At 73.2% G+C, this 596-nt stretch carries 1 pseudogene; it reads left to right on the plus strand.

Annotated elements, in window-relative coordinates:
• A pseudogene (locus tag AC1DU6_RS34890) lies at positions 1-596 on the plus strand (hypothetical protein); the annotation flags it as partial.

The following is a 596-nucleotide window of genomic DNA, read 5'->3' on the forward strand; positions in this document are numbered from 1 at the left end:
CGACTCACGCCTGGCCCTGGTCGATCGCGAACTGGCCGAGTCGCGCCAGGACGTCGCCACCGCCCGCGCCCTGCTCGCCGAAGACCAGCAGCGCGCGGCCGCGCTCAACGCCTCGCGCGACGCCATCATTGCCGAGCACGTGAAGTTCCTCGCCTTCGCGCGAGCCCGCATCGGCAGCCGCACGGTGGCCCTGCCCTCGCGCCTGCTCGATTCGGCCCTGGAGCCCGACGCCGTGCCCGCGTGCCTGGCCGATCACGACGACCCGCCCGGAGACGTGGCCGCCATGATCGGCATCGTGCGGCAGGCGCCCGTCGACTGGTTCCCGGCCATGCGCGCCCATCTGAGCCTGCTCGACACCCACTTCGTCGCCGACCGCGTGCTCACGGCCCTGCCTCTCACGGCCACGGCCATCACCAGCAGCAGCTTCAGCGCCCTGACCCTGCTCAACGGCCTGGCTGGCAGCGCCAGCCAGCAGGTCGCCTTCAATGCCGTGCGCGCCCAGGCCGAAAGCGTGAGCCTGGCCCGCAGCGAGGCCCTGCCCTTCGCCGGCGTGGCCCTGTCGTCGGCCAGCCTGGGGCTGGTGGGCAAGATCGACC

Source organism: Roseateles sp. P5_B10 (assembly GCF_056400485.1).